At 72.6% G+C, this 9,443-nt stretch carries 6 protein-coding genes and 1 pseudogene; 2 read left to right on the top strand and 5 right to left on the bottom strand.

The features are described from left to right. The coding region (locus ETD96_RS34210; protein ID WP_240808431.1) for a 3-hydroxyacyl-CoA dehydrogenase at positions 1-1,559 on the bottom strand (1,559 nt) is incomplete at its 3' end. Between the two features lie 94 nt (positions 1,560-1,653). Here ETD96_RS34210 and ETD96_RS34205 point away from each other — a divergent pair. Continuing rightward, a complete protein-coding gene (locus tag ETD96_RS34205; RefSeq protein ID WP_138640623.1) occupies positions 1,654-2,862 on the top strand; it encodes an acetyl-CoA C-acetyltransferase in 1,209 nt (402 codons plus the stop codon). Between the two features lie 25 nt (positions 2,863-2,887). On the opposite strand, the gene ETD96_RS34200 is transcribed toward ETD96_RS34205, so the two are convergent. The 3 genes from ETD96_RS34200 to ETD96_RS34190 form a co-directional block, all read right to left on the bottom strand. Next, on the bottom strand, positions 2,888-3,766 hold the full coding sequence (locus ETD96_RS34200; protein ID WP_138640622.1) for a DUF2182 domain-containing protein: 879 nt from the start codon (positions 3,764-3,766) through the stop codon (positions 2,888-2,890). A gap of 10 nt (positions 3,767-3,776) precedes the next feature. Then, positions 3,777-4,427 carry a DUF1326 domain-containing protein gene (locus ETD96_RS34195; RefSeq protein ID WP_138640621.1) on the bottom strand — a complete coding sequence of 217 codons (651 nt, stop codon included), beginning with the start codon at positions 4,425-4,427 and terminating at the stop codon, positions 3,777-3,779. Between the two features lie 111 nt (positions 4,428-4,538). Next, positions 4,539-5,138, bottom strand: coding sequence for a TIGR03086 family metal-binding protein (locus ETD96_RS34190; RefSeq protein ID WP_138640620.1), 600 nt, complete (start codon positions 5,136-5,138; stop codon positions 4,539-4,541). 293 nt (positions 5,139-5,431) lie between these two features. Here ETD96_RS34190 and ETD96_RS34185 point away from each other — a divergent pair. Beyond that, positions 5,432-7,543, top strand: a pseudogene (locus tag ETD96_RS34185) ((Fe-S)-binding protein); the annotation flags it as partial. Between the two features lie 71 nt (positions 7,544-7,614). Here the strand turns inward: ETD96_RS34185 and ETD96_RS46130 are convergent. Continuing rightward, positions 7,615-9,443 (bottom strand): AfsR/SARP family transcriptional regulator (locus tag ETD96_RS46130; RefSeq protein WP_138640619.1); only part of this gene is annotated, 1,829 nt, incomplete at its 5' end.

Here is a 9,443-nt window from a genome sequence, read left to right as displayed (position 1 = left end):
GTGAGGTCGGACGGGGCGGTGCCGGGGTCGGTGAGGGGGAGGGCGAGGGCCGCGCGCTCGGTCAGCCAGGTGCTCGGACGGTAGCGGGGGTCGCCGGTGCTGTCCTGGAGGCCCCGCAGGATCCGCAGGACGCGGTCGGCGCCCTCGTGATCGCCCCACTCCAGCGGGCCGCGCGGGTAGCCGAGGCCGAGGCGGACGGCGGTGTCGACGTCCTGCGGGCGGGCGAGGCGCTGCTCGGCGATCCCGCAGCCCACGTTCACGATCGAGGCGAGGAGCCGCTGGGCGACCGGGGCCGGGGCGTCGCGGACGACCGTCACGGAACGTCCCGTGGCCGCGAGGGCGGCGAGCGCGGCGCGGCCCGCGTCCTTGTCGAGGCCGGGGTGCACCATCACGGTCAGGCGGGTGAAGAACCCGCCGAGCGGGTCCACGCCCAAGGTGCGCTCTACGGGCAGCCCCTCAGCAGCGTTGACCGTGCTCTGCCCGAAGGGCGCGACCAGAACAACGGCCCGGTCAGACGGCTCGTCACCCGACTCGACCTCTACGCCGGACGTGGAGAGCAATGCGCCGAGCGCGTCACGGACGTCCCCGTGCACCCACACAGGGCGCGGCTCTACCGGCGGCACGGTGACCTCCGGCGGCTCTTGCTTGGCACCGTCCACGTACTTGTAGAAGCCCTCGCCCGTCTTGCGTCCGTGCAGACCGGCCTCTAGACGCGCCCGTCCGAGCCTGGACGGACGGAACCGGGGCTCGGTGTAGAACCCCGTCCAGATGGACTCCATCACCGGGTGCGACACGTCCATGCCCGTGAGGTCGAGCAGCTCGCACGGCCCCATCTTCAGGCCCAGGACGTCCCGCGAGATGCGGTCGATGTCGACGGGCTCGGCGGCCCCCTCGGACAGGATCTGGAGAGCCTCCGTCACCAGGCCGCGCCCAGCGTGGTTGACGAGGAACCCGGGCGCGTCCGGCGCGAGCACGGGTTCGTGACCGAGGCGCCGGACGAGGTCGGCGAGCGCACCCGGGATCCACTCCGCCGTACGCGCCCCCGGAATCACCTCGACGAGACGCATCAGCGGCACCGGATTGAAGAAGTGCAGCCCCGCCACCCTGGACGGATCCTCCAGCGCCGCCGCGATCGCCGTGACGGGCAGCGAACTGGTGTTGGTCACCAGGACCGTGTGCTGCGGGCAGACCTTCTCTAGGGACGCGAAAAGTTCGCGCTTGGTGTCGATGTCCTCCCGGACCGCCTCCACCACGAGATCGCAGTCCTGGAACGGGGTGAGCGGCTCCCCGACCGGCCGGAGCCGTCCCTTGGCCGCCGCAGCCTCCTCGGCGGTCATGCGCCCCTTGCCCGCGAGCTTGTCGAACATGCCGCCGATGTACTCGGCCGCGCCGACCACGGCCTCCATGCGGATGTCGGCCAGCTCCACGGTCAGCCCGCCCGCCGCGGCGAGCTGCGCGATCCCGCGCCCCATCGCCCCGGTGCCGATGACGCGGATCGTCGTGACCCGCCGCGCCCAGTCCTCCACCGTCGCCTCCTCGATCGTCCGCCTCCACCGCATTCAACCCTCCATCGGACGGAAGCCCGGAGGCCGCCCTGCCGAACGGAGGCCGTAGCCTGCGGGGTACCCGGTAGCACAGCCTGGAGGAGCCACCATGCGCGACGCGGTGATCTGCGAGCCGCTGCGGACCCCGATCGGCCGGTTCGGCGGGGCGCTGAAGACCGTCCCTCCCGTCCAGCTCGCCGCCACCGTCATCCGCGCGCTGGTGGAGCGCACCGGGCTGCCCGGCGACGCGATCGACGAGGTCGTCCTCGGGAACTGCTACCCCACGGCCGACGCCCCCGCCATCGGACGCGTCGCCGCGCTCGACGCCGGCCTGCCCATCTCCGTCGGCGGCTCGCAGGTCGACCGGCGCTGCGGGTCCGGGCTCCAGGCGGTGCTGGACGCGGCCATGCAGATCCAGACCGGCGTCAGCGACCTGGTCATCGCGGGCGGCGCGGAGAGCATGAGCAGCGCACCCTTCTATACGACGCAGGCGCGGTGGGGCGTGCGCGGGCCTTCCCTCGAACTGCACGACGCGCTCGCGCAGGGCCGCGTCACCGCCGGCGGCGTCAACCACCCAGTGCCCGGCGGGATGCTGGAGACCGCCGAGAACCTGCGCCGCGAGTACGGCATCGGACGCGAGGAGCAGGACGAGCTGGCCGTCCGCTCCCACCGGCGCGCCGTCGCCGCCCAGCAGTCCGGGGTGTTCGCGGAGGAGATCGTCCCGGTGACCGTCGCGTCCCGGAAGGGGGACACGGTCGTCGACACCGACGAGCACCCGCGCCCCGACACCACGATGGAGAGCCTGGCGAAGCTGCGTCCCGTCCTCGGTAAGAAGGACGCCGAAGCCACCGTGACCGCGGGCAACGCCAGCGGCCAGAACGACGCGGCCGCCGCCTGCGTCGTCACCACTCCCGAGCGCGCCGCCGAGCTCGGGCTGCGGCCGCTCGTCCGGCTCGTCGCGTGGGGCCGTGCCGGGGTGCCGCCGGCGACGATGGGCATCGGGCCCGTCCCCGCCACGGCGAAGGCGCTCGCCGCCGCCGGGCTCACCCTTGCCGACATCGACCTCATCGAGCTGAACGAGGCGTTCGCCGCGCAGGTCCTCGCGGTCACCCGCGAATGGGGCCTGAAGGACGCCGACTGGGACCGCGTCAACGTGCACGGCTCCGGCATCTCCCTCGGCCACCCCGTCGGTGCGACCGGCGCCCGCATCCTCGCCACGCTCGCCCGCGAGATGCACCGCCGCGGTGCCCGCTACGGCCTGGAGACCATGTGCATCGGCGGCGGCCAGGGCCTCGCCGCCGTCTTCGAACGCGTCTAGCCCGGCCGTCCGGCGTGGGCGCCGGCTAGGTCAGCGCCGGCGCGACCCCGGGAGCGGCGAGCAGCACCAGCCCGAAGACGATCATCGCGGCGCCGAGCGGCCGGCTCAGGCGCTCCCCGTGCCGCCAGACCTTCTCGGCGAGGATCACCGCGGCGATGACCCCCATCCAGACCAGGCTCATCATCCCGGCGGCGAGCAGCACGGCCATCAGCGCCCAGCAGCAGCCGAGGCAGAAGGCCCCGTGGTGGACGCCGGCGAGCAGCGCGCCGCGGGGGCCCGCGGTGATCCGCTCGCCGTGCCGCACGACGACGGCGAGGGGCGAGCGGCACAGCCGCAGGCACGCCCGTTTCAGCGGGCTGAGCTGGTAGGCGCCCGCGAACAGCAGCACCGCGGCGCCCGCCCGCACGGCGGTCGCCGGGTCGCCCGCCGCCGCCACCGGCTGGAACACCAGGAACAGCCCGTACGCCGCCACCCCGGCCGCCGCCCACACGGCCAGGTAGCCCGCCGCGAGGAGGTAGGCGGTCGTCCTCCCCGCGCCGCGCCGCCGCATCAGCCGGTCGATCCGGACGATCACCGGTGTCACCGCGGGCAGCATCATCGCGGCCATCATCACCAGCCAGGTGCCGAGGAACAGGCCCGCGCCGATGGACCGATCCGTCGGCATCCCCGCCATCCCGTCCCCGGAGCGTCCGGCGCCGCCGGTCAGGATCCCGGCGCGCATGTCCGGCATGGCCAGCCGGTGGACCGCCAGCCAGGCGAGCGCGGACAGCACGAGAAGGACCAGGACGAACAGGCCCTCCCGCATCCGCCCGCGCGCACCGGCCGGGGCATCGTGCGCGCGCTCGGCGCCGGATCCGCGCCGTCGTGGCGGGACGTGGCCGAGGTGGCGCTCATGCGTCAGCATCGGCGGGCTCCTAGTCGGGTCCGGTCCAGTCGAACGGGATGTGCTTGCTGGAGCGGCCGTCCCACTCCCAGCTGAATCCGTAGGCGTCGGCTCGGTCGGTGATGGCGCGGCCCCAGGTGGCGACCTGGCCCGGACCGGTCTCCGCACCGGGAGGGTTGAGGGTCTGCACCCGCGCGCCCTCGGGCGTCGTGGGCCCGGTCAGCGCCTCGGCCCGCGCCACGACCCGGCCGGGCACCTCAGCGCCCCAGGTGGCGAGGTCCTCGTCGACCGAGATCGTCACGGGCGAGAACTCCAGCCCGCGCACCTCGGGGGCGAGCATCCCCACCAGCTGGGCCGGCCAGCCGCCGGCCTCCCCGCCGAAGATCTTCCCGAGCGCCGCGCGCTGGGCGTCGTCGGCGCGCTCGTCCAGGAAGACGGCCGCGTAGGCGTCGGAGTGCTCGCCCCACACGTTCCCGACGAACGAGCCGAGCATCAGGACGTTGAGGCCGTCGAGCGGGACCTCTCCGTACCGTCCTTCACGGATGCGCCATGCCAGCACGCCGTCGCAGTCGCCGTACGTGGGGGACTGCGCGTAGGTGCACGGGCACGGGATGGTGCATTTGCAGACATCGAACCAGTCGCCGGCGACGTGCCAGCGCGGGATGCCGGTGGTCTCGGTCATGATCCCCCCTCGGATCGGGACCGGACGCACCCCACCCACAATCCTCACAAACCGCCTGATCGGGGACCAGGTGAGGGAGGTAAAACCTCGACCCCGCCGGGGGCGGCGGGGTCAGGCGCCGTCGGGCGTCCAGGACGGGTCGCGGCCGGTCATGGCGATGAGGCGGTCGAGGGCGGGCGCGTCATCGGAGGCCGGCACGGCGGGGCCGAAGAGGCCGGGGACGCCCTTGCCGCCGCTCTGCTCGACGGCCGGGGAGACGAAGGCGAGGCACGACTCGATCTCGTCCGCCCCGGCCGTGTAGGGCTGGCCGCTGGCGCGGGCGACGTCCCAGCCGTGGACGACCAGCTCGTTCATCGCGACGTTCCCGGCGTCCGCGCCGGGCATCGCGATGCCGCCGGCCTCGGTCATGCCCTGCCAGGCGTCGGGGGAGCGCCATGCGGCGGCGAGCGCGTCGAGCTGCTCGGGGATGCGGGTGCGCCAGTCCGCGGGGAGGTCGGACGAGGCGACGGACGGAGGCTGGGAGCCGCCTTCTGGGATGTCCTTGGTCGCGGCCTGCGTGAAGGCGAGGACCAGCCCGTCCACGTGGCCGATCAGGGCGGCGAGCGGGGTGTCCTCGCACGGCGTCGGGGCGGTGAGCTGGGCGTCGCGGACGCCGGCGAGCAGCTCGGCCATCCGCCGGGCGGCGGGGGTGAGGTCTGGCGTCGAGGTCATGAGGACTCCGTTCGACGTACCGGTGGCTGGGAACCGCCCTGGACGGGCGGGCTTTCCTGGTATGGACTCGGGAACCCGCTGATTCTCATCGGTGCACGAGATCTCTAAGGTGGACGGGCGGCACGGCCGCGGGTCGTGACGCTTCCGGGGTGCGAGGAAGGGGCCGGGAGCGTCCTGACCAGCGCAGGTGACGCATAAGCTACTACCGAGTAGTATTCGGGCCCCGGGTGAAGAGCAGTCTGTCGCGAGCCCTACGCTGACTGCCAGCACCCGTACCCCAGGAGGACGGAACAGTGTTCTGGATCACGTTGGTCATCGGGCTCGCCGGTACGGCGGTCGCTTTGGCGCTCGCCGCGCGGCGGGTGCTGTTCCTGTACACCATCGCCAAGAGCGGGCAGCCCGACCCTGAGCGGACGCTGCAGCTCAAGCGGGAGCCGCAGAAGGCGGTCGAGGGCCAGGCCGTGGAGGTCCTGGGGCAGCGCAAGCTGCTGAAGTGGACCGTGGCCGGTGCCGCGCACTTCGCGGTGATGTGGGCGTTCTTCCTGCTGGCGACCGTGTACCTGGAGGCGGCCGTCCAGCTGCTGTTCGGCCTGGAGGCGCACATCCCGGGCCTGCAGACCTGGGGGCCGATCGGGTTCGTGCAGGACACCATCGCGCTGGCGTGTCTGGCCGGCCTGATCGTGTTCACCGCGATCCGGGTGAAGAACTCGCCGAAGCGGCTGGGCCGCAAGTCGCGGTTCAAGGGCTCGCACCTGTCCGGCGCGTGGATCACGCTGTTCATGATCTTCAACGTGATCTGGACGATGTTCTTCTTCCGGGGCGTCGAGGTCGCGCGCGACAACTTCGGCTACGGCGGCGCCGCCTACTTCTCCCACCTCACCGGCAAGCTGTTCGACGGGATCGGCAGCGACGGCACCCTGGAGGTGCTGGAGTCGGTCGGGCTGCTGCTGCACATCGGCGTCGCGCTGGTGTTCCTGGTGTTCGTCGTCCACTCCAAGCACCTGCACATCTTCCTGGCCCCGCTGAACGTCATGTTCAAGCGCCGGCCGGACGGCCTGGGCGCCGCGCAGCCGATGATGTCGGGCGGCAAGCCCCTCGACTTCGAGGAGGCCGACCCCGACGAGGACGTCTTCGGCCGCGGCAAGATCGAGGACTTCACCTGGAAGGGCTTCCTCGACATGGCGACCTGCACCGAGTGCGGTCGCTGCCAGTCCCAGTGCCCGGCCTGGAACACCGGCAAGCCGCTGTCGCCGAAGATGCTCATCCTGGAGCTGCGCGACCACGCCCTCGCCAAGGCCCCCTACTTCACCGCCTCGGAGGAGCAGCGGGAGAAGTTCACCGACGAGCAGAAGCTCGCCATGCAGGTGGACAAGGAGCTGGTCGGCGACGACGGCGTCATCCACCCCGACGTGCTGTGGTCCTGCACCAACTGCGGCGCCTGCGTCGAGCAGTGCCCGGTCGACATCGAGCACATCGACCACATCCTGGACATGCGCCGCTTCCAGGTCATGATCGAGTCCTCGTTCCCCAGCGAGGCCGGCGTGATGCTGAAGAACCTGGAGAACAAGGGCAACCCGTGGGGCATGTCGGAGATGAAGCGCCTCGAATGGATCGAGGAGCTGGACTTCGAGGTCGAGGTCGTCGACGACAAGGTCTCCGAGGACACCGAGTACCTGTTCTGGGTCGGCTGCGCCGGTGCCCTGGAGGACCGGGCCAAGAAGACCACCAAGGCCGTCGCCGAGCTGCTGCACATCGCGGGCGTGAAGTTCGCGGTGCTGGGCCCGATGGAGGCGTGCACCGGTGACCCGGCCCGCCGGCTGGGCATGGAGTTCGTGTTCCAGATGCTCGGCCAGCAGAACGTGGAGACCCTCAACGACGCGGGGGTGAAGAAGATCGTGGCGACCTGCCCGCACTGCTTCAACACCCTGGCCAACGAGTACCCGCAGATCGGCGGGAACTACGAGGTCGTCCACCACACCCAGCTGCTGGCGCACCTGGTCGAGTCGGGCAAGCTCACCCCGGTCACCCCGATCGAGGAGAACATCACCTACCACGACCCCTGCTTCCTGGGCCGCCACAACAAGGTCTACAAGCAGCCGCGCGACATCATGGCCACCGTCCCGGGCGTCAAGACCCAGGAGATGCACCGCCACAAGGACCGCGGGTTCTGCTGCGGCGCCGGCGGCGCGCGGATGTGGATGGAAGAGCGCATCGGCAAGCGCATCAACACCGAGCGCGTGGACGAGGCGCTGGAGACCGACCCCGACACCGTCTCCACCGCCTGCCCGTTCTGCCTGGTGATGCTCGGCGACGCCATCAACGAGAAGAAGAACGAGGGCGCCGCCAAGGAGACCCTGGAAGTCGTGGACGTCTCCCAACTCCTCATCCGCTCCATCAAGGGCGAGGCAAGGCCGCCGAGGAGAAGGAGCCCGTCGCCGCCGAGTAGCGCGGCGGGTCTCCGGCCCGGCGGCGGACCTCAGCCCCCGGCGGCGGGCGCCGCCGGGGCGCCGAACTCCTCGTCGGGCACGGCGGCGTCCGTGTTCGGCGGGACGGCGATCAGCGTCTCGCGCAGGGCGTGCACCGTCTGGAACGGCATGATCTGGCGGTGGACGAGGTCGTCGACGGTGGCGAGCGGGCCCTGCGCCGTCCGGGACAGCACGATCAGCTTGGCGTGGGACGGCTCCAGGCCCGGCAGCGCGGCGAGCACGTGCTCGGGCGCCGTGTTGACGTCGATCAGGCCCCCGTCGTCGAAGGCGCGGGCCACGTCGGGACGTCCGATCCCCAGGTGGCGCGCCACCTCCGGGTGATGCGCCACCAGGGAACGCGCCTGCTCCCGGCGGACCCGCTGCTCGATCATCGGGACGGCCATCGCGGCCGCCGCGCGCTCGTCGTCCGGTGGCGGCGGCGACCACGGCTCCGCCGTCAGGACCACGAGGTGGACGGCGCCGCCCAGCATCGTGGCCAGCAGCGAGAACATCATCGGGACGTCCCACCAGGTCGTCTGGTCGACGTCCGAGGCCAGGGCGCTGCCGAAGCCGAGGACCGTCAGCCCGAGCTGGACGGCCGACGCCAGGGCGAGCCACCAGCTCCGGCGCCGGGCCGCGAAGTAGGCGAGCACCGCCCACGTCGCGAGCCCGAGGCTGAGCAGCGGGATCGACGCCAGGACGGCCCGCAACGGCCACGCAGGCCGCTTCTTCTCGACGGGAGCGGGCCATGCCCCCCAAGCGGCGGGCGCCGCCGAGTACCCGGCCACGCCGTTGCCGAAGGCGGATCCGTTGGCGACGGCCGGACCGTTGTAGGAGGGCCAGGCCGGCGGAGGAGCCGGTGCCGCGGCCGGAGCCGGGTAGGCGAGAAGCCTCCCGCCTGGAGCATCCGCTACGGGAGCGGGATTGAGGCGCGGGTCAGGAGGAGCGAACCCGGACGGGACGGGCGGCGACGGCCTCGCCACCGCCTTCACCGTGTCGGCCGCATCGGCTGCGGGCCGTCCGTCGTCGTCCGGCGGCTCGGACGCGGAACGTCTCGCCTCGCCAGGGCCGGGCGCCGCCAGCGACGGATCGGAGCGAAGGATGCCCACGTGCAGGCTCTGGAGCCGTTCGCCCGGCTCGGAGCCGAACTCCTCCGCGAAGAAGGCGCGCGCGTCCCGGTAGGCGGCCAGGGCCTCCGCCTGCCTGCCGCTCCGGTAGAGGGCGAGCATCAGCAGGTACCGGAAGCCCTCCCGGAGCGGGAACTCGGCCACCAGCCGGATCAGCTCGGGCACCAGCCGCGCGTGCTCCCGCAGGTCCAGTCCGATCTCGGCGGAGGCCTCCAGCGCGGCGGCCCGCTCCTCCTCCAGGCGGTCGCGGGCGGCGGTGAAGAAGCCGCCGTTCAGGCCGGCGAGCGCCGGGCCGCGCCACATGTCCAGCGCGTCCCGCAGCAGGGTCCCGGCCCGCGCGACGTCGCCAGCGGCCCGCTCGGCGAGGGCCTCTTTCACGCGGTCCCGGAAGACGTCGGCGTCGAGCCCTCCGCGCGGGACGTGCAAGGCGTATCCCGCACCGGACAGCGTCAGCAGCCGTCCCGGGGAGCGCGGCGAGCGGTCGGGCTCCAGCACGCGGCGCAATCCGGCCACATATTTCTGGACGACGTTCGCGCCATTGTCGGGAGGCTCGTCGCCCCACACCGCGTCCACGATCGCGGTCGTCGGCACCGGCCGGTTCGGTGTCAGCAGCAGCACGGCGAGCACGGCCTGCTGCTTGCCGGGGCCCAGGTCGAGCGGCTGTCCGTCCCGCCACGCGGCCGGCCGGCCCAGGATCTCGAAGCGCGGAGACG

The organism is Actinomadura geliboluensis, from assembly GCF_005889745.1.
Classification (GTDB): domain Bacteria; phylum Actinomycetota; class Actinomycetes; order Streptosporangiales; family Streptosporangiaceae; genus Spirillospora; species Spirillospora geliboluensis.
This window is presented reverse-complemented; position numbering and strand designations above follow the sequence as displayed.

Bases quoted from the DNA above. Each gene is read 5' to 3' on its own strand.
- ETD96_RS34195 (WP_138640621.1), bottom strand. From the start codon at position 4,427: ATGACCGAGACCACCGGCATCCCGCGCTGGCACGTCGCCGGCGACTGG.
- ETD96_RS34205 (WP_138640623.1), top strand. From the start codon at position 1,654: ATGCGCGACGCGGTGATCTGCGAGCCGCTGCGGACCCCGATCGGCCGG.
- ETD96_RS34200 (WP_138640622.1), bottom strand. From the start codon at position 3,766: ATGCTGACGCATGAGCGCCACCTCGGCCACGTCCCGCCACGACGGCGC.
- ETD96_RS34190 (WP_138640620.1), bottom strand. From the start codon at position 5,138: ATGACCTCGACGCCAGACCTCACCCCCGCCGCCCGGCGGATGGCCGAG.